We start from the raw sequence: 19,799 nt of genomic DNA on the forward strand, positions 1-19,799 counted from the left end.
CGGTTAGTTGGTGGGAGCTCCCTGAACAATCCACGCGCCGATCAGGTCACGTTCCTGCTGGGTCATCTGGGTGATGTTGCCCAGTGGCATGATCTGGCTGGTGACGGCTTGCGCCTGGATCCGCGCCGCGTTCTGGCGGATCTGCTCGGGGGTGTCGAACATCACACCGCCCGGTGCAGCGCTGAACAGCGGGCTGGTCGGTTTGGCGGAATGGCAAACCGAGCAACGTTCCTGAATCACGCTGTGCACCTTGTCGTAACTCGGCCCGGCGTTCGCAGCCTGAACCGGCGCTTCAGCAGGCTTCGCGGCGGCAGGTTTGGCACCTCCACCGAGGGCGGTTTCCGGCAGCGGCTGGTACTCGATGGTGCCAGGTGCCTTGGCTACTTCAGGTGCACTGGACATCTGCGCCGGGCCAGTTACGTACGCCAGGCAGATCATGCCCACTGCTGCGACGGGCATGGTCCAGGCGAACTTGTGGCTGTCATGACGGGTGTTGAAGTAATGACGCACCAACACCGCCAATACCGCGATCCCGGCCAGGATCAGCCAGTTGTATTGGCTGCCGTAAGTGCTCGGGAAGTGGTTGCTGATCATGATGAACAGCACCGGCAAGGTGAAGTAGTTGTTGTGACGCGAACGCAGCAAGCCTTTGGCCGGCAGCGCCGGATCCGGCGTGCGGTTCTCGGCAATCGCCGCCACCAGCGCACGCTGGGCCGGCATGATGATGCGGAACACGTTGCCGACCATGATGGTGCCGATGATCGCGCCGACGTGCAGGTACGCACCCCGCCCGCTGAACACTTTGCTGAAGCCGTAAGCGGCGCCAATGATCAGCACGAACAGGATTCCGCCTAGCAGGGCAGGGCGTTTGCCCAGGGCCGAGTCGCAAAGGAAGGAGTAGACGAACCAGCCGACGAACAACGAGGCAATGCCCAGTGCGACCCCTTCAGGGCCGGTCAGGCTGCTGCCCGGTGCCAGCAGGTACAGCGTCGGGTTGGAGTAGAACACCACGCACAGCAGCGCAATCCCCGACAGCCAGGTGAAATAGGCTTCCCATTTGAACCAGTGCAGGTTGTCCGGCATGGTCGGTGGGGCCAGTTTGTATTTTTCCAGGTGATAGATACCGCCGCCGTGGATCGCCCACAAATCGCCCGCCAAGCCACTTTTCGGGTTGACCCGATTGAGGTTGTTTTCCAGCCAGACGAAATAGAACGACGCGCCGATCCAGGCCACGCCAGTAATCATGTGAACCCAGCGCACGCTCAGGTTCAGCCATTCCAACAGATGTGCTTCCACAGTCTTTACCTCTCGCCTGTCACTCTGTCGTCGAGTGATCAGACCTTCTCTTATTGGTGGGGGGCAAGGATCAAACGCTCATCCTCTTTGAAAAAATGCTCATCGCAGTTGTTGCCTGTGCCACTGCGATCAACCACCAGGAAGTCATCCCGCTTTTCGATCGTCAGCACCGGATGGTGCCAAACGCCGCGATGGTAATTAATGCCCTGCCTGCCGTTGGTGACGAAGGCGCGGACCAAGCCTGATACAGGTTCATCGCCAAGTGGCGCGACCACGATCAGAAAGGAGTTGCCGAGCAGCGGGATGAAAGCCTGGCTGCCCAGCGGGTGACGCTCCAGCATACAAACGGTCAGCGGCATGTCCTGCGCGTCGGCGCGGAATATGCTGATGATCGCGTTGTCCTCTGGCGTGGCGGTTTCAACCGTCGCCAGTTTGTGAAAGCGCATGGTCGAACCGTTGTTGATCATGAAGTGATCGCTACCGTCGGTTTCGATCACGTCACCGAAAGGGGCGAAGGCTTCTTTGGTCAGCGGTTCAATCGTCAATGTGCGCATGCTGGTCTTCTTTTCCGAATTCTATGTTGTTTGTTCTGACGCCTTCGCGGGCAAGCCTCGCTCCTACAGGGTTAGCGTAATCCTTGTAGGAGCGAGGCTTGCCCGCGAAGGGTTCGGCGCTTATTTAGCGACCTTGCCCAGTACGCGCAGGCGGCTCACACCACCATCCGGGAACACATTGAGGCGGATGTGGGTGATCGGCCCCAGGGCCTTGATCTGCTCGGCGAAGGTGTGTTCGGCGTGCATTTCCAGTTTCTGCGCCGGCAGCAATTCGCGCCAGAACAGCGATTGGGTTTCGATCTGGCTGTCGGTGCCGCCCTTCACGAACGCGCCCTGGATCGAGCAAGTGTCCGGGTAGTTGCCCTTGAAGTGCAGGGTGTCGACGATGACTTTTTCGATCTCGCCGGCATGACCCAGCGCCACGATCACCCAGTCATTGCCCGGCGTGCGACGACGTGCAGTTTCCCAGCCGTCGCCCATGTTGATGCCACGGCCGGGGTTGAGGATGTTGCTCATGCGCCCGAAGTGTTCGTCGGAGCAGGCGAGGGCGCGGCCGCCGTTCAGCGCTGCAGCCAGGTCAACCTGTTCGTTGTCGCCAACCGCGGACCAGTCGCGGAACGGAATACCGTAAACACGCAGACGGGCCACGCCACCATCCGGGTAGATGTTGAAGCGCAGGTGACTGAACGCCTGGTCGTTGTTGATTTCGTGGAAGTGGTGGCTGTTGCCTTGCAGCTCGACGGCCGACAGCACTTCAGTCCACTGGGTGCTTTCGTCCGGCTCGCCCGAGGCCAGGAAGCACGCTTCCAGGGAGGCCGATGGCGGGAAGTTGCCGGTGAAGAATGAAGTGTCGATGTCCACGCCTTTGATCGAACCCGGTACGCCCAGGCGGATCACGGCGCTGTCGTAACCTTCGAAGCGCTTGCGGCGCGACTCCCAGCCGTCCATCCACTTGCCGTTGTCATCGAACACGCCCTCCTTCCACACAGCCGGGGTCGGCTGGAACAGGCGGTTGGCATCAGCGAACCAGTCATCGGTGACCGAGATGATTTTGGTGCCCAGACGGGCGTCGGCCAGGTTGACGAACTTCTCGAAAGGTACGGCGTAAGCTTTCATTCTTCTTGTCTGCCTTTAATTAGTTGGCTTGGGATGCTTGCAGTGCCCTGGGTGCTTTTCGCGTTTAAGAACACTCGGGCAAGGCTCGCTATAGGGTCAGTAATCGGAACAGGGCGATCTTGTTGATCTGCGCCAGCGCGCATTTGAATTCGATGTCCGCCGAATTGTGAATGCGCGTTTCGAACGCCGCGAGGATCTGATGCCGGTTGCTGCCTTTTACCGCCATGATGAAGGGAAACTTGAACTTGGCCTTGTAGGCGTCGTTCAGCTCGGTGAAGCGAGAAAACTCTTCGGCCGTGCATTGGTGAATACCGGCGCCAGCCTGTTCATGGGTGCTGGCTTCGGTCAGTTGGCCCTGGACGGCGGCTTTGCCGGCCAGGTCCGGGTGAGCGTTGATCAGGGCCAGTTGGCTTTCGTGATCGGCGCTCAACAGGATATCGCTCATGCGCTGGTGCAGGGTTTCGATCTCGTCGATCAACGCGTCCTGGCCCAGGTCGAAGGCCTTCTCGGCCACCCATGGCGAATGTTCGTAGATGTCGGCGAAGGCTTTGACGAAAGCGTCGCGGCTCAGGGTCGACGGTTGCAGGGTTTGAAAGCGGCTCATTTTGCGGCCCCTTGGTACGGATGGGTTTCGTGCCAGTGGCGAGCGATGTCGACGCGACGGCTGAACCACACCTGTTCATGACTTTTAGCGTATTCGATAAAGCGCTTGAGTGAGGCCAGACGCGCCGGACGGCCGATCAGGCGGCAGTGCAGGCCGATCGACAGCATCTTCGGTGCTTCGGCGCCTTCAGCGTAAAGCACGTCGAATGCGTCTTTGAGGTATTCAAAGAAATCGTCGCCCTTGTTGAAACCCTGGACCTGGGTGAAGCGCATGTCGTTGGTGTCCAGCGTGTACGGGATCACCAGGTGCGGCTTGCCGGTCGGGTTGTTCGGTTCCCAGTAGGGCAGGTCGTCGTCGTAGGTGTCGCAGTCGTAGAGGAAACCGCCTTCTTCCATCACCAGCCGGCGGGTATTTGGGCCGGTGCGGCCGGTGTACCAGCCCAGCGGGCGTTCACCGGTGATTTCGGTCAGCACGCGGATCGCTTCGAGCATATGCTCGCGTTCCTGCGCTTCGTCCATGTACTGGTAGTCGATCCAGCGATAACCGTGGCTGCAGATCTCGTGGCCGGCCTCGACCATCGCGCGGATCACGTCCGGGTGACGCTGGGCGGCCATGGCCACGGCGAAGATAGTCAGCGGAATGTCGAATTCCTTGAACAGTTTCAGAATCCGCCAGACGCCGACACGGCTGCCATACTCGTAAAGGGATTCCATGCTCATGTTACGCGCGCCTTGCAGCGGCTGCGCCGAGACCATCTCCGAAAGGAAGGCTTCGGATTCTTTATCGCCGTGCAGGATGTTGCGCTCGCCGCCTTCTTCGTAATTGAGCACGAAGGACAAGGCGATGCGGGCATTGCCCGGCCAGTGTGGGTGAGGAGGGTTACTGCCGTAACCGATCAGGTCGCGTGGGTAGTCAGCGCTCACTGCAGTCTTCCTTCTTATTCGTTGACAGATTGTGTGGCGTGCCTGGAAGTGGGAAGACAGGCTGGCGTCACAGCGATGGGCTGATTGTATACAACTTTATATCCACTTTGTAAGCCTGAATTTTTGCATTTTTGATGAACTGTCATCTTCACATGTTATTGCAAGAAACCTGCCCAATTGGTCAGCTAATGGATGGAAGGTCCTCTGATAGTATGGTTTGGCGTCAGGTTCGCCGGGAATCCTTGAATGGCAGTGCTTACTGGAAAAATGTCGTTTTTATTGTGTACAATTTTTTTGAAAAGTGTCTTAATCAGTCGCTCGCCGCAGCGTTTCGTGCTCCGAATCGGTGCGGTCTCCTTTTCAACTGACTTCGGGAGGCGCGAGGTCTGACTGCTCCACGCAGGCAGACGCGCAGAATCAATGGGACGTTTGACTACACACGTTTTGGACGCTGCACACGGTTGCCCGGGCAGCTCGATCAAGGTCGAGTTGTACCGCGTTGAAGGCTCGCAGCTGGAATTGGTCGCCAGCGCGATCACCAACAGCGACGGCCGTGTCGATGCACCGCTGCTGCAAGGCGATGGCTACCGTTCCGGGGTCTATCAGGTTCAGTTTCATGCGGGCGATTACTACCGCGCCCGTGGCGTTCAGCTGCCTACGCCTGCGTTCCTGGATGTGGTGGTGCTGCGCTTTGGCATCTCTGCGGAACAGGATCACTATCACGTGCCGTTGCTGATTTCGCCGTACAGCTATTCCACGTACCGCGGCAGCTGATCCCCCAAGCAGCTGCCTCAACCTGGAAGCGACTGCGCATATAGCTTCTTTGGTCTTTCGCCCGCCCACACTGCGGGCTTTTTTTTGTTTGTTGTTTGAGCAAGTACATTGGGTTGCACCTCGTGAGCCGACTGCGAGGTGCACGCGTTTCTCAATCAGCGTTCCTTGATGATGAAAACTGAAGGACTTCCAGCGGGTAGGTGCTGGACGCCGCCTATTAGCCATACCACATCACCACGCGCATCAGCGGCAAGCAGCAACTGGTGGGCTTCGACGCCAATTCGCGCGCTCAGCATAGGGTCTGCAAGCTCTGGCGCGCGCGGCGGTGTGATTTCAATCGCGTTAGTCTCCACACGTCCCAGTTTCAAAAAATAGACCTTGTTGTGATTGGGTCTGTTAAATACCAGCGTTGGCGGGGGGAGCTTGACGTTGTCCACGTTTGCAGGAAGGAAGACCTTGTAATTGCTGCGGCCCAGTATCGAGGCGAGCAATAACGGCAGTTGGCCCGGTTCGGTGGGCCGCTCTGTGTAATCCCTCCAGGCAGGGGCGCTCTCGGGTTTGAAGTTCAACTGCTGCAAGTGCACCACGGATTCCGGAGAGTGCAAAGGGACTATCCTCCGCGGGCCGTCACTGCCGGAAGCGACAGGCAATATATCCAGCGGATCGCCGAGTCCTTTGACGCCGATGGTCGATTTCCCCTCCCAGTAGCGGAATGTTTGCATCATGGAGGCCAACCCGCCGCCGTTGATTTCCTCCGATCCACTGGAAAGCTCAAATAATCGCTTTGCAACGGCGCGCGATGTGGGTTCGGTGAAACCCTTGAATGCATCCGCGACATGGTGTGTGAGTGTTTTCTCGAAGAGACGAACAGCGCCGTCAACTTTTCGAGTATTTGTGCCTGCGTGGTGGCTAGTGGCTACAGGCTGCAATGAGGGTGCTTCGTGCAACATGCGTTCGAATACCTCGAAGCGGGATGGCGCAAATTCCGGGTGTTGAAGGAAAACGATGGGTAGCCGATCGGCCAGTGGCCCCTTTGGTACGATGTGGTAATGGAGCTGACCAATCTGTACGGATTCCACCGATTCAGGTTTGGTTGTTTTTCCCCAGGATGCCCACAAGTACGGGTTTCTATTCAAGGTTGAAGCATTATGGTTGGCGCCTGCTTCCGCATGGTACGCATCGACATTTTCATCCTGGCGAGGGCGCTTGCTCGGGCCCGGACCGGCATCTTCGGCGTCTGGTAGCAGCTGATGGCCGGCCATTTGGGGGCTTTCGCCTAAAGCTGCGGTGATGGGGGCTTTACGTTGCCAAAGTGTCATCCCTTCAATGCTTTCGAGTACCGGGCCAGAAGGAATCAATTCGATCGCTGAGGTCGCCTGATAATCCCCGCCGGCATTTTTGCGGATCATGACGGTGCCTCCGTCCGCAAGGTCAACATAGGTTCTATTCAACTTGTCGTAGCGGATCCCGTCTGTATCTGGTTTTGACAGCTTGTCGGCTAAATGCCGGGGAATGATCTCCAGCGTCTCTGGCCTCGTCGGTGCAATTGCCATCGGAACCCGGCCCTCTCGGACTATTCTCCACTGTGGCTGGCCAGGAATTTTCCTGAGAATCGGCCCTGCCTGGCCAGGCGCAAAAGGGAAGGGGACTTGGTAATCACCTTTTGCGTTTGCTCTGATCAGAAAAATGCCTTCCGGTCCAATATCAGCGTAAAGCTGTTGCCGGCTACTCATGAAAAGCCCGGTTTCGTCGATCCTGAATAGTTGATCAACCTGGTTTCGAGGCCAGGAAATCATGTTGGTAGCGGTCTCGGCGGCGCTTGCAGCGTTAACCGGCATGTCGGTGATGACGATAGGCTGACGAGAGACGATATCGGGTGACGTACTTGATACATTCGTGTCGGAAACAGGCCCTCCGTCGCCCAGAGGCCTGCCACCTCGTACCCGATTATCTCCTGACGAAGATCTTGGAGGTGTCGCTGAAGTGTCAGGTGTATTGGAGGTTGAGGTCCTTTTTGGTGGTCTGGCCATGACAATGGTTCCGATAAATATTCTGCTGAATGTCCTAGTCAGGAAGTGCACCTGAAGATGACGAGGAAGTTGTTGGCTGTCAGTAGGGCGCGTGAACGTGTACGGCCCCAGACATCACAGTCTCAAGTTTTGGTGAATTTGGATTTTGAAGTGCAATAAATATGTATGGGTTGAAACGGTATTTGCAACAAAAGACTTCTGCTCAAAAGTTGGACTAATGGTGATGATTTTTTGGGTATGTTCTAAAAGGTTTTGCAGGCGTCTAAAAGAATTCGCAGGTTGGCGGCGCTTACAGGAGGGGAGGAAGTGGTGCCGGACTCCATCAATTCGTAGCAATGTTGCAGTTGGTGCGCGCACCGGTTCAGAGGCACCAGGTCGGCGTAATGGACAGTACGGGATTTGTCTGAATCAAGTATCCAGTGACGTTTCGACAGATTGTAAGACAGCGTGCCGACCGTGCTGTCTTTCATTGCTATATGTCGAACAGCGATGTCTTCCATTTTTAGTGATGTCATTTCTGCCGCTATTGCTGCTTCGTTCGGAAGGTGGTTTTTAAAGTACCTGCCGTCGAGTGAGTCAATGTACACCTCGTCAAAATCAAGATCGACTTTGTAAATAGCGCCGTTTGGAGTGATCACACGTATTTGATCTGTCAGATCTTGAGGGTCGTTGTATTGCGGTACATGAATTACGGTGTGTCCAATCAGCAAGTGGTTGTCCACCAGTTTGATCCTGGTGTAGGCGAGGCCCGTTGCGTCGAATTCCCAGGTAGACGCCGACTGTGATTTGATGGTTGCGTTCGCGCGTGCACCTGGCGTTGAAATGCGTAACGTCATTTCGGAACCGAGGTGAACAAGGTACGTCGAGCCGTCTCCGACCAGGTTCTCGATAGCTGTTTGCTCGGGGTAAGAGATAAGTTTGACGCATTTCTCTTGGTTGCCCAGCTGATGAGCGTCATTATCGAAGGGTTGATGGTAGACATGCTTTCCATCTCTGGCCTCTAACGGCAATGGCACCTCCCTGGTTCGCTCCATCGGGCCGTTTATCTCAAACTGATCGTTTGAAAATGCTGTATCGGGTAAGGAGGGTTGGTTGACCCGATAAGAAACGCCATCGTTCATGATCAGAATGAAATGTTGGTTCAACGTCTTGTCGGGGCGCGTTAGTCGGCTCGTGATTCTTTGGTCTCCACTCCAGATAGAACTGGCCAGGTTCTTGATAGTCAACCGCTTACGGTCAAAGTGAAAAGTCAGGCCGCATTCCTTATACAGGATGCGGTCGAAATCACGTTGACGCATCAGGTCTACGTTGTAGTATGCCTCGATTCGTGTCAGTTCATGATTGGCGTAATCAATATAAACGGTGGTCAACGTGTTTGTGCTTCGTTGCTTTACTCTAAGCGTGGTATGTTCATTGATTCGCGAAATACAGTAGTTCTTGTCTTTGTCGTGCGCGATCGTGGATTCACCATTGTAGAGAATGATCGGATTTTGAATGATGCCTTGTTGAGTGACCACGGCTGCAATGTCACGCGGGTCATCGGTGTTAATGGTTTCAGGGAATTCAGGCATCAAATGAAATCCGTCCTTTGTAATGAAAGTCAGTTTTCCATTCTGTAGTTGCCGTTGGTTGTTGACAATTTTGTAGACACCCTTGATGTAGACATCCCGTTCGCTGAGGTCGTTGAGATCAAATCCTGAGGTGATGACCAGCGACTGTTTTTCTATCTTCCAGCTTTTTATCAGGTCCATTCTCCAGTCAAGCGCAATGACACTCTCGTCTACACCATCCTCAGTAATAAATACGTTGCCGGGTTTATGCGCAACAGCATAGTGATCCTTTCCGGGGCCGCCGGATGCGGAACCATGATTGTTCAGAAGGTAGATTTGATCATCCCCGGCGCCCGCCTCAATGGTATCGCGACCCCGAGACTTGATTATGTTCGGTCCGTCTGTACCTATGACCTTGTTTTCCGCGCCGGCCAAGGTTTCTGCGTTTTCAATGCCCTCTAAAAGCGTGTGTCGATAATTAAAGCGGCTGTCGTTGGTCTGGTCGTGGGTGATGATAGACAGCCGCCCATCGTTCAAATCGATGACATATCCGAATCGTTGCTTGTTACGCTCAGGGTAGTTACCGGTGATTGTCAACGTGTCGTTGCCAAGGCCGCCTTTCAATGTAGTGGGTAGTGGGTCCTTTGGGCCGTTTTTGAGGAGGTCTGCGGCGCCCTCGAAGATGAATTCATCATCTTTTTCACCCCCGGTCAGATGCTTGATGCCTGCGGCGTAATAGAATCTGTTGGGCTTTTTTTCAATGCCATTAATGGTGTCGTTTCCGCCACCAATAAACCATACCGCGCCTTTGTTCTCTCCTGGCGTTCCGAATTCCGCGCCTGGCATGTCCGCGGTCACTCCGTCGCGCGCATCAATAGTGTCGTTACTGTCAATAACATACGGTTTCGGGACGGTTTTATAAGTGTATTGCTGAGCATCCCAATCGAAGCTGGTTACTTGGGTCGGCTTGAGCTCTACCTGAAACTTGCCATTTACAATGATCTCCGTGGTGTCCTTTAACTTACCTTCCAGTAATTTTCGCGCAGTCGCTTGTAATAACCTCGAATGTTCAACGGTTGATTTGGCAATCGCGTGGCGAGTTTGAATGTCTTCGTCGGGACTTATTCCCCAGAAGGCGAACCAGCCTGTACGCAGGCGTTCATGGGTAGTGAGTTCGATGTAATCATCGATATCGTCGACGACGCGTACCGCCGCATAGACCTGGGAACCTGCGACCAGAAGAAGTCCGGCTGCCAACCCCACTGGCCCGATAAAGGAGAAGCCAGCCAACGCAGCGGCCCCCAAAATTAATGTCATTGCCGCGCTGGTCACGCTCAAGCCTGCGCTGACGTAGTGATCCATGGATTCTTTGCCTGTCGCTGCCGCTGCGTTATTAAAGGATTTAACCGCGGAGATGACATCGAAGGGCAATGTCAGTGCGCTGGTGATCAGACCCGCACCCCGGCCTAGACGAACGCCGAAGCTGGTTTTGGCAAAATCCTTGTAGGCTTTTTGCCCTGCCTCAATCATGTATTTTGCTTGTTTCGTGACAGCGACTTCGACGGCTAGCGAAGTAACTTCTGCTGAAATGCTGAGGCTATTGAATACGATCTCACCTTGATCTTTCCGTGCAATGGCGTCTTGCAATCCACGCAGGCCGCTATATATGCCAAAGGCTTGAAGTCCGGCTCCCATACTGACCATGCTGCTACTCTTGATCCGGTTCACCCAGTGAGGTGTGCTTTTGGACAAGTGCGCGTGGCGTATATCAAGCTTCTGTGCCGATTTCAGAAGTTTGCCCAGTTTATGTCGATGCTGTTCTGGATCGGCGTGCGTGTCAGTATTGGCGCTTATCAGGGCGGGAGCCGTTAGCGGACGCTGGGTCGCCATCTCAAAAAGTAATGAAGGCAGTGTGTAATCGTCTTTTGTGCCGGTAGAGCGCATACGGGCTTCAATAGACGAAGGATCAAACTGCAAGGAATTGACAAAAGACCGCCTGGGATGTCGGAAGAACGTATTTTTACCGTTCAGCCGTTGACCGTTTGATGTTGCACCCAGTGCATCCAGTGCACATCGGGTAATCGAATGGGAGCCAATCTTGATAGGACCGAAAAGCTCATCTACAACACGGAGCTGACTTTTATTGGCATTTGAATCTTTAGGGGCCGAGGTGACGCTTTCCTTTTCGAAATCGATGGTGGACGGTGTATATTCATTGGCGTGCAGGTCAATGTCCGTAACTTCGACGGCGTTATATTGATCGGTGTTGGGTGATTGGAAAACGATTGCCATAAGAACTTCCTTGTCCAGGCGTTGTGTGCGAAGTCGCATCGCCATGTTAGGGGGAGTTCTGAAGCGGCAAATATATATATTTATATCGCGTGTTGCGGGTTGTTACGAGGCAGGGTTGAATTGTTGCCGTCCTTGGCAAACAATTCTTAGTGTGGCGGTGTCAATAGAACCTAATTGAGATGAGGCTTGGGGGTTAGATGTTATCCGACTAGTGATTGCTTAATAGGGAGGCAGCACCTGCTCCACTGAAGAGTCCTGCGCTCACCCGGTTAAACCAACTTTGTCCCTTGCCACTGCGCCAATACTTGGCCGCACCATGAGCACCCAGCCCATAAGCCAACTTGCACAGTAGATCCAGCACGGTCCAGGTCGCAATCATCACCAGCAACTGCGGCAGAAACGGTTGCTCGGCACTCAAAAACTGCGGCAGGAAAGCAGCAAAAAACAAAATGTCTTTCGGATTGCTCGCGCCTAGTACGAATGCCCGCCCGAACAGTGCACGAAAACGCGGCACCGGCGCCGCTTGGGGCACTTCAGCGCCCACCGATGGCTGACGCGATTGCTGCCAGCTCTGCCAGGCGAGGTAGAACAGGTACAGCGCGCCGACGATTTTCAGTGCGCTGAACAGCTGTTCCGATGCCAGCAGCAGGGCGCCCAGACCCAGCGCCGAGGCACTGAGCAAGCAAATCGAGGCAATCACGCCACCCAGGAACGCCGGGTAAGAACGGCGCAAACCGTAATTCAGACTGTTGCTGATCATCAGCAAAGACAGGGGGCCCGGGATCAGGATCACCACCAGCGCAGCGCCGCTGAACAGCAGCCAGGTTTCCAGACTCATCACTTTCCTCCATTTATGCAAAAGCCCCACCCGACGGGGTGAGGCTGTTTTGAAACACTGTTTTTGAAACGTAGACGGCTTACAAGAAAATAAACTTGGCGATGAAGATCGCGCACAGCACCCACAGACTGACGGAAATTTCCTTGTGCTTACCGGTGAAGGCCTTCAGCACCACATAAGTGATAAAACCCAGCGCGATGCCATCGGCGACCGAGAAGGTCAGCGGCATCATGATCGCGGTAACGATCGCCGGAATGCTGTCGGTCGCTTCGTCCCATTCGATGTGCGCCATGCCGCCCATCATCAGCATTGCCACGTAAATCAGTGCACCGGCGGTGGCGTAAGCGGGAATCATGCCGGCCAGCGGGGCGAAGAACATGGCGGCAATAAATAGCACACCTACGGTCACGGCGGTAAGACCAGTCCGACCACCCGCAGCTACGCCAGCGGCACTTTCCACGTAACTCGTTACAGGAGGCACGCCGACCACCGCACCAAATACACTGGAAGCACTGTCGGCTTTCATGGCGCGAGAGAGGTTTTCGATCCGGCCGTCAGCGTTCACCAGGTTGGCGCGTTGGGCGACGCCCATCAGGGTGCCGGCGGTGTCGAACATGTGCACAAAGAGGAAGGCCAGCACTACGCTGATCATGCTGACGTTGAACACGCCGGCAACGTTCATGGCCATCCAGGTGGGCGCCAAACTTGGCGGGGCAGACATGATGCCTTCGTAGTGGACAAGGCCCAGACCCCAGCCCGCGAGAGTCACTGTGATGATGCTGATGAGAATCGCACCGAACACTTTGTGGTAGCTGAGCACGGCGATCATCAAAAAGCAGATGGCGGCCAGCAGTGGACCGGGCTCGCGCAGGGAGCCGAGCTTGATCAGGGTGGCCGGGCTATCGACGACGATGCCGGCGGTTTTCAGGCCGATCAACCCTAGAAACAGACCCACTCCGGCGCCCATGGCATAACGCAAACTCACTGGGATGCTGTTGAGCAACCATTCGCGAATCCGCGAAAAGGTCAGGAACATGAACAACACACCGGAAACAAACACCGCGCCAAGGGCGGTTTCCCAGTTATAGCCCATGGTGCCGACCACGGTGTAGGTGAAGAACGCGTTCAAACCCATGCCCGGCGCCAGGCCAACCGGCCAGTTCGCGTAAAGGCCCATCAACAGGCAACCCAGCGCAGCAGCGATGCAGGTCGCGACGAACGCGGCACCATGATCGATCCCGGCATCGGCCATGATGTTGGGGTTGACGAAGATGATGTAGGCCATGGTGATGAAGGTTGTCAGACCGGCAATCAGCTCGGTCTTCACCGTGGTGCCATGCAAGCTGAGTTTGAAAATGCGCTCAAGCAAGCCATTGCGTAACGGCGGCGAGAGTTCCAGCGTCGGGGCTTCGGATTTGCGGCTTTCCACAGCGAATACTCCTCAAGAGTTTTATTGTTATTTCCAGGGCCGGACCCATGAGGGTGGCAGCGGCCCTTTGAGGCACTTGCGAGTTTGTTGACCAGCTGGTCAGGAACTCGCACGAAGTGGATTATGCTTTTGTATACAAATAAAGCAAATAATGTTTTTGGTTTTGTAGACGAAAAGATTGGCAATAGGGATATATCGCCGGGAGGGATGCCTTCGCGAGCAGTCTATCGCCGGTGTGCGGGCGAAAAAAAAACCGGCGAACGGCCGGTTTTTTCTGTTCGGGATTTGCAATGTTGACGCTGGCCTCATCGCGAGCAAGCTCGCTCCCACAGTTGATTGCATTCCAAATGTGGGAGCGAGCTTGCTCGCGATGGCGTCAGCTCAAACAACCCAAATGTATCAGGCCGCCGCAAACCGCTTATCCAGATAATCAATAATCACCTTGGATTCATACATCCAGGTGGTCTGCCCGTTCTCTTCAATGCGCAGGCACGGAACCTTGATCTTGCCGCCTTGCTCCAGCAGGGCCTGGCGGTCCTGTTCGTTGTTCTTCGCATCGCGCAGCGCCACCGGTACGTTCAAGCGGCGCAGGGTGCGGCGGGTTTTCACGCAGAACGGGCAGGCGTGGAACTGATACAGGGTCAGGTCCTTGGCAGCCGTGTTGACCTGAGCCTGGACCTCGGCAGGGCGCTGCTTTTTGCCGGGGCGGGTAAGGAAATCGATGAAGATGATCAGTTGGCCAAGGCCGACACGAAGCGCTTTTACGAACACGGAATAAGCCTCACAGGGCGAACGGAAGGCGCGCAGCTTACCTGATTTTTCACAGGCGAAAAAAAACCGGCGATGAACGCCGGTTTTCTTCGTGCTGCAAATTACTTGATCAGGCTGAGAAACTCGCTCCGGGTGGCGGCGTTTTCGCGGAACTCACCCAGCATCACCGACGTGATCATCGACGAATTCTGTTTCTCCACACCGCGCATCATCATGCACATGTGCTTGGCTTCGATCACCACCGCAACGCCCAGGGCGCCGGTAACTTGCTGGACCGCATCGGCGATCTGGCGGCTGAGGTTTTCCTGGATCTGCAGGCGGCGAGCGTACATATCGACGATTCGCGCGACTTTCGACAGGCCCAACACTTTGCCGCTCGGAATGTAAGCGACGTGCGCCTTGCCGATAAACGGCAGCAGGTGGTGTTCGCACAACGAGTAGAGCTCGATGTCCTTGACCAGCACCATTTCGCTGTTGTCGGAGCTGAACAAGGCACCGTTGGTGACTTCTTCCAGTGTCTGTTCATAGCCGCGGCAAAGGTACTGCATGGCTTTGGCGGCACGCTTTGGCGTGTCGAGCAGGCCCTCGCGGGAGACGTCCTCGCCAAGTTGACCAAGGATGGCCGTGTAATTCTGTTCCAGGGACATGAAACTACCTGTGGGGATTTTCGCAAAGGGCAAGGGTACGGTGGCAAACACGGCGCTGCAAGCGTGATGCGACAGGTTTACTCGTCTCGGCCTTCCATCATGGTCCGTTTGAGCATCACATAAACCGCGCCAGCCCCGCCGTGTTTCGGTTGGCACGAAGTGAAGCCGAGTACCTGTGAGTGCTGACGCAACCACGTGTTGACGTGGCTTTTGATCATCGGTCGCTTGCCGTCCAGACGCACGGCTTTGCCGTGGGTGACGCGCACGCAGCGGATTTCGAATTTGGTCGCTTCGGCCAGAAACGCCCAGAGGGTTTCCCGGGCTTTTTCCACCGTCATGCCATGCAGGTCGAGGCTGCCTTCGAACGGAATCTGTCCGATCTTGAGCTTGCGCATCTGGCTTTCCTGAACCCCGTCACGTGCCCACATCAACTCGTCTTCCGGGCCGACGTCGATGACGAACTGATCGGACAGACCATCAACGGTGGTGGCATCGGTGCGAACGGTCGCGGCTTGGCGCAGCTTGGCGATTTGCGCGCGGTCGGCCTTGGGTTTGCCGGTTTCGGCGCGATCGTGCTTGATCGGCTTGACGCCTTGGATCGCACTTTTGAACAGGGAAAAATCGTCGTCTTGCATGTCAGCCTCCGCGAAGGGCGGCCAGTTTACCCAAGTCGAGGCGCTATCCATAACAATTGAGGCCCGCCAAAATGCCGGGCCTTTATTCAATCGTGTTTTTTCATCAGGTGCGGAGACATGTTCAGCTCTCGCGACTGGCGCGAGCGGCGACGGCAGCGACGCCACAACCACACACCGATGTAGAGCACGAACAGGCCAACCGCCAGAATGATCGCCGAGCCCAGCGGGCTGGCATTCAACTCGCCCAAGGCCGGGGGACGGCCCAGCAGGCTGGCGGCACCGGCCATTGCCAGCAACACACCGCACGTCGCCAGCAAGGCAGCAAAGGCTGCGCCGAATCGAAAACGCCAATTGCGTTGGCCCTTGGGCCGCAAGCGGCGAGCGTCAAAACCATCGGATAACTTCATTCCGACCTTCCTCAATGGGTATCGGCCCTTCGACCGGGAGTTGTCCGGGATGTTCCTGAGGCTAAGTCAATTGCAGCAAATGAGAGGCTTTAGCGGATGAGCGGCGGTATTGGCCGCTCTCGAGGCCTATCAGATCAGTTCATGAGTGAGCGCGAGGGTGGCGAAGTTGTCCGCCATGATCGCCATTTCGGTCTGTTGAACGTGCTCGGCAGTGAGTACGCCACCTTTGTAGGGCAAATCGCGAGTCGCGCAGGCGTCTTCGACCAGGGTGCAGCGAAAGCCCAGGTTCTTTGCCGCACGCACGGTAGTGCTGACACTGGAGTGGCTCATGAAACCGCAGACGATCAGATCCAGGGAGCCGAGCTCTTGCAGCCGATCGTACAATTGGGTGCCATGAAACGCACTCGGCAGCAGTTTGCCGATGATGGTTTCGTCCGCCTGTGGCTCCAGGCCCGTGATGAACTCACCGCGTTCGCCCTGTGGATCGAACAGCCCGCCGACGGTGCCGAGATGACGCACATGCACGATCGGACGACCGGCTGCACGGGCAGCGGCCACCAGTTGCTTGATGTTCGCGACGGCAGCATCCATGCCGCTCAGGGCCAGCGGGCCGCTGAGGTATTCTTTCTGGGCATCGATGATGACAAGGGTCGCATGACCCAGATTGGCTGCTGCATAACCGCGGCCGCTGAGTTGAAACATCGTTTTTGGAACGGACATTCTGGGGCTCCTTGGAGTGGGGCTTTTGCGACATTGTCCTCTGGCTGAGCGGTTCTGTGAATCGCTACTATCGTAGACGCCGTCGTTGTTGGCGTGCAGCCTTGTCAAGGTGCAGGTTTTGTTCAATAGCCAACAGCAAAAATGGATATGTCCTACATCTGATCCGCTGTTTTCCTGCGTCGTCGTGGCGCGTTTTGGCTGTTAGAATCGCCAGTCGTTTTTTCTGGAGTTTACCCCCGTGATCACTTCCCGCCTTCGTACCCTGCGTGACCATATCCGTTGGGCCGTCAGCCGCTTCCATGGGGAGGATCTGTTTTTCGGCCATGGGACCGACAACGCCTGGGACGAAGCCCGTCAACTGGTGTTGGGTGCCTTGCACTTGCCGTGGGAAATCGCCGACAGCTACCTCGACTGCAATCTTGAAGACGACGAGTTGGTCAAATTGCAACGCATGCTCAAGCGCCGCATCGAAGAACGCATTCCGACTGCTTACCTGCTGGGCGAAGCGTGGTTTTGTGGTATGTCGTTCATCGTCGACGAGCGTGTGCTGATCCCGCGTTCACCGATTGGTGAGTTGATCGAAAAACGTTTTGAGCCATGGTTGGGTTCCGAGCCTGCGCGGATTCTCGACCTGTGCACCGGTTCCGGCTGCATTGGTATTGCCTGCGCCTATGAATTCCAGAACGCCGAAGTGGTGCTGGCGGATCTGTCGTTCGAAGCGCTGGAAGTGGCCAACCAGAACATTGAGCGCCATGGCGTTGATGAGCGGGTCTACACCGTTCAGGGGGATGGGTTTGATGGTCTGCCGGGGCAGCGTTTCGACCTGATCGTGTCGAACCCGCCTTACGTCGATGCGGAAGATTTCGCCGACATGCCGGATGAATATCAGCACGAACCCGAGCTGGGTCTGGCTTGCGGTGATGATGGTTTGAATCTGGTGCGACGGATGCTCGCCGAAGCGGCGGATCATTTGACCGAGAAGGGCTTGCTGATTGTTGAGGTGGGCAACAGCCAGGTCCACGTCGAGGCGTTGTACCTGGAGGTCGACTTCGCCTGGCTCGATTTCGAGCGCGGCGGGCATGGTGTGTTCATGCTGACCGCGGAGCAGTGCCGCGATCATCAGGCGCTGTTCGCCTCTCGCGTTTAACCCGCAATGATCGTTCCCACGCTCTGCGTGGGAATGCCTCAATGGACGCTCTGCGTCCGCTCTTGGGGACGCGGAGCGTCCCGGGCTGCATTCCCACGCAGAGCGTGGGAACGATCAGCCATTAGCGGTTCGTAGCAATCCAGATCAACAACCCTGCCTGAAACATCGCAAACGCCACCAGACACGTAATGGTAAAGCGCAGCCCGGCGTCTTCACGCTTGTACTTGCTGACCTTCTCTTCGTGCTTCTTCAGCTTCACTTCCTGCTCGGCCAGATTCTGCTCGGCCTGCTGAAGCATCTGCGCCGCTTCGAGGATCTCCACCAGTTGCAGCTTTTCAGTGTTCCAGTCACCTAGCAGGTCTTCGACCCGTACTTCTTTGACGCTGCCTTTCAAATGCTGGGCGTCGGCGTAGACCACCTCAAAACCGTGCGCCTTCAGAAAGTGATCGCGACGCAGGCGCGTGTCTTCGTTCAACGCATCTTTATTATTCAGATCGGTGCCGTCGACGGTGTAGCCGGGCCAGCGCTTTTTCGCCCAGGTGATCCCTTGGGTGGCCATGAACCGGCCGATGCCACGGTTCATCGGCTCAATCTGCAAGCCGCTTTCGGGCTCGAAATGCACACGTTTGGTGGTGTGATTGACCCACACGTCCAGATGATTCTGCTCTTTGCGCACGCGCTGGCCGGGCAGCTTGATGCTCATGCGCATCAGGCTGTGTTCCTTGCTGTTGCGGTCGGCGTAACCGAATTCGACAAAGCGCAGTGGCCGCCCACCGGTATTGCGGTCGGTTTGCAGCGGCGCCAGACGGAGCATTTTGTGGTGCTCGACGTGGACGTCCGCCCACGGCAGCTCGACCGCTGGCGGTGCGTCTTTTTCAGCGGTCGTGTCGGGTGAAGTCTGGTTATCAGTCATAACGGCGAGATCCTGTCCAAGCTCTGCTCGTCGCCAGCTATAGCGCTGGCGACAAAGGCTTATCGGCCGTTTTTTTCAAGACTGGAGGGGAACCCCTCTTAACTGGTGCGAAGTCCGTCAATAAATCCGAGGATTCGCGCGCCAAGTTCGGCGGCAAGTGGCAATTGCGGATCCTTATAAGAGGCCATTTGCCGTTTCACGTCGTTGGGCACGATGCGCAGGACGTGGTTCATGCCTTCGATCAGCGCCAGTTCGGCGTCCGGTTTGGCCGCCTTGAGCATCCTGGCATCACCGACGCCGACCTGGATATCGTTGCTGCCCTGAATAATCAGCGCAGGCATCTTCAATTTGGCGAACGCCGCCGCCGGGTCCTGGCGGAACAGCGAGATCAGGTAAGGCTGCACGCTCGGGCGGAAAATCACCTGCAACTGTGGCGGCACGTTGTCGTCGGTGTGACCGGCCTTGAGGCTGTCGAGCAGTTCATTGCTGCGCAGCATCAGTGGCGGTGGCAGGCGATTGCTCAATTGTTGACGCAACACCTCATCGATCGGCCGGGCGCTGCCGGACATGGAGATGACCGCTGCGGCATCGACGCTGGGCGCCGCGAGGCTGGCGATCAAGGCGCCTTCGCTGTGGCCCAAAAGGATCAGCGGGCCAAAACGCGGATCGCTTTTGAGCTTGCGGCCCCAGGCCTCGACGTCGGACACATAGGCCTCCACCGACAGATTGCGTTCGTCCGGCGTCGCCGCGAGGCTCGCCGCCACACCGCGTTTGTCATAACGCACGCTGGCGATGTTGTGTTTGGCCAGCACCCACGCCAGTCGCTTGAGGCTGTCGTTGCGTCCGCCGTCGGGGTTGTTTCCGTCACGATCCGTAGGACCGGAGCCGGAAATGATCAGGACAACCGGCACGGGTTTGTCGGATTTTGGCAGCAGTAAAGAGCCGAAAAGCTCTCCGGTGCCGGTATCCAACGTGATCGGGCGTTGCAGGACAGTGGCCTGGGCAAAGCCGGTAAACAGGGTAAGGCTCAAGGCTAGAACTCGCAGCATCATCACGCCATCATTCACAAAAATGCCGGTTGGACTCGCAGGCACCCATAAGGTTCGAGGATGAACTACTTGGGTAGCCTGCGTATACTGGCGCGCATTACGTA

At 56.3% G+C, this 19,799-nt stretch carries 18 protein-coding genes; 2 read left to right on the forward strand and 16 right to left on the reverse strand.

All coding sequences use genetic code 11. The annotated features are described in order from the left end of the window. Positions 1–3 precede the first annotated feature (3 nt). The 5 genes from ACYZTM_RS24415 to puuE form a co-directional block, all read right to left on the reverse strand. Positions 4–1,296: a urate hydroxylase PuuD gene (locus ACYZTM_RS24415; protein WP_131062430.1), complete on the reverse strand. Its 1,293-nt coding sequence runs from the start codon at positions 1,294–1,296 to the stop codon at positions 4–6. A 50-nt stretch (positions 1,297–1,346) separates the two neighbouring features. After that, entirely contained in the window at positions 1,347–1,850 is a 504-nt protein-coding gene (locus ACYZTM_RS24420) for an ureidoglycolate lyase (protein WP_461985073.1), read from the reverse strand. A gap of 120 nt (positions 1,851–1,970) precedes the next feature. Further along, a complete protein-coding gene (alc, locus tag ACYZTM_RS24425) occupies positions 1,971–2,966 on the reverse strand; it encodes an allantoicase (RefSeq protein WP_131062432.1) in 996 nt (331 codons plus the stop codon). An 88-nt stretch (positions 2,967–3,054) separates the two neighbouring features. Further along, positions 3,055–3,570, reverse strand: a complete 516-nt coding sequence (gene uraD, locus ACYZTM_RS24430) for a 2-oxo-4-hydroxy-4-carboxy-5-ureidoimidazoline decarboxylase (RefSeq protein ID WP_461985075.1) — start codon at positions 3,568–3,570, stop codon at positions 3,055–3,057. Then, positions 3,567–4,493 carry an allantoinase PuuE gene (gene puuE, locus ACYZTM_RS24435; RefSeq protein ID WP_131062434.1) on the reverse strand — a complete coding sequence of 309 codons (927 nt, stop codon included), beginning with the start codon at positions 4,491–4,493 and terminating at the stop codon, positions 3,567–3,569. Before puuE ends, uraD begins: the two co-directional genes overlap by 4 nt. Positions 4,494–4,913: 420 nt before the next feature. Here puuE and uraH point away from each other — a divergent pair, with 420 nt between their 5' ends. Further along, on the forward strand, positions 4,914–5,267 hold the full coding sequence (gene uraH, locus ACYZTM_RS24440; RefSeq protein ID WP_461985077.1) for a hydroxyisourate hydrolase: 354 nt from the start codon (positions 4,914–4,916) through the stop codon (positions 5,265–5,267). 155 nt (positions 5,268–5,422) lie between these two features. Here uraH and ACYZTM_RS24445 read toward each other — a convergent pair whose 3' ends face one another. The 9 genes from ACYZTM_RS24445 to ACYZTM_RS24485 all read right to left on the reverse strand — a co-directional run bounded on the left by ACYZTM_RS24445 (position 5,423) and on the right by ACYZTM_RS24485 (position 16,586). Next, the gene (locus tag ACYZTM_RS24445; RefSeq protein WP_461985079.1) at positions 5,423–7,297 is read right to left on the reverse strand and encodes a hypothetical protein; all 1,875 of its coding nucleotides are present in this window, start codon (positions 7,295–7,297) and stop codon (positions 5,423–5,425) included. A gap of 242 nt (positions 7,298–7,539) precedes the next feature. Then, the gene (locus ACYZTM_RS24450; protein ID WP_461985081.1) at positions 7,540–11,139 is read right to left on the reverse strand and encodes a calcium-binding protein; all 3,600 of its coding nucleotides are present in this window, start codon (positions 11,137–11,139) and stop codon (positions 7,540–7,542) included. 208 nt (positions 11,140–11,347) lie between these two features. Further along, positions 11,348–11,977, reverse strand: coding sequence for a LysE family translocator (locus tag ACYZTM_RS24455; RefSeq protein WP_131062437.1), 630 nt, complete (start codon positions 11,975–11,977; stop codon positions 11,348–11,350). 79 nt (positions 11,978–12,056) lie between these two features. Beyond that, entirely contained in the window at positions 12,057–13,406 is a 1,350-nt protein-coding gene (locus ACYZTM_RS24460; protein ID WP_042932677.1) for an NCS2 family permease, read from the reverse strand. Positions 13,407–13,805: 399 nt separating this feature from the next. Then, positions 13,806–14,177, reverse strand: a complete 372-nt coding sequence (locus tag ACYZTM_RS24465) for a glutathione S-transferase N-terminal domain-containing protein (protein WP_131062439.1) — start codon at positions 14,175–14,177, stop codon at positions 13,806–13,808. 101 nt (positions 14,178–14,278) lie between these two features. Next, the gene (gene folE, locus ACYZTM_RS24470; RefSeq protein WP_003204506.1) at positions 14,279–14,824 is read right to left on the reverse strand and encodes a GTP cyclohydrolase I FolE; all 546 of its coding nucleotides are present in this window, start codon (positions 14,822–14,824) and stop codon (positions 14,279–14,281) included. 77 nt (positions 14,825–14,901) lie between these two features. Next, a complete protein-coding gene (locus ACYZTM_RS24475; RefSeq protein WP_131062440.1) occupies positions 14,902–15,459 on the reverse strand; it encodes a Smr/MutS family protein in 558 nt (185 codons plus the stop codon). A gap of 86 nt (positions 15,460–15,545) precedes the next feature. Continuing rightward, on the reverse strand, positions 15,546–15,866 hold the full coding sequence (locus tag ACYZTM_RS24480; protein WP_010456650.1) for a hypothetical protein: 321 nt from the start codon (positions 15,864–15,866) through the stop codon (positions 15,546–15,548). 129 nt (positions 15,867–15,995) lie between these two features. Next, positions 15,996–16,586: a cysteine hydrolase family protein gene (locus ACYZTM_RS24485; protein WP_131062441.1), complete on the reverse strand. Its 591-nt coding sequence runs from the start codon at positions 16,584–16,586 to the stop codon at positions 15,996–15,998. Positions 16,587–16,824: 238 nt separating this feature from the next. Here ACYZTM_RS24485 and prmB point away from each other — a divergent pair, with 238 nt between their 5' ends. After that, positions 16,825–17,733, forward strand: a complete 909-nt coding sequence (gene prmB, locus ACYZTM_RS24490; protein WP_461985085.1) for a 50S ribosomal protein L3 N(5)-glutamine methyltransferase — start codon at positions 16,825–16,827, stop codon at positions 17,731–17,733. A 121-nt stretch (positions 17,734–17,854) separates the two neighbouring features. Here prmB and ACYZTM_RS24495 read toward each other — a convergent pair whose 3' ends face one another. Next, the gene (locus ACYZTM_RS24495) at positions 17,855–18,646 is read right to left on the reverse strand and encodes a hypothetical protein (protein ID WP_131062443.1); all 792 of its coding nucleotides are present in this window, start codon (positions 18,644–18,646) and stop codon (positions 17,855–17,857) included. Between the two features lie 98 nt (positions 18,647–18,744). Beyond that, the gene (locus tag ACYZTM_RS24500) at positions 18,745–19,698 is read right to left on the reverse strand and encodes an alpha/beta hydrolase (RefSeq protein ID WP_461985088.1); all 954 of its coding nucleotides are present in this window, start codon (positions 19,696–19,698) and stop codon (positions 18,745–18,747) included. Positions 19,699–19,799 lie beyond the last annotated feature (101 nt).

It is taken from the genome of Pseudomonas sp. MDT2-39-1 (assembly GCF_054898085.1).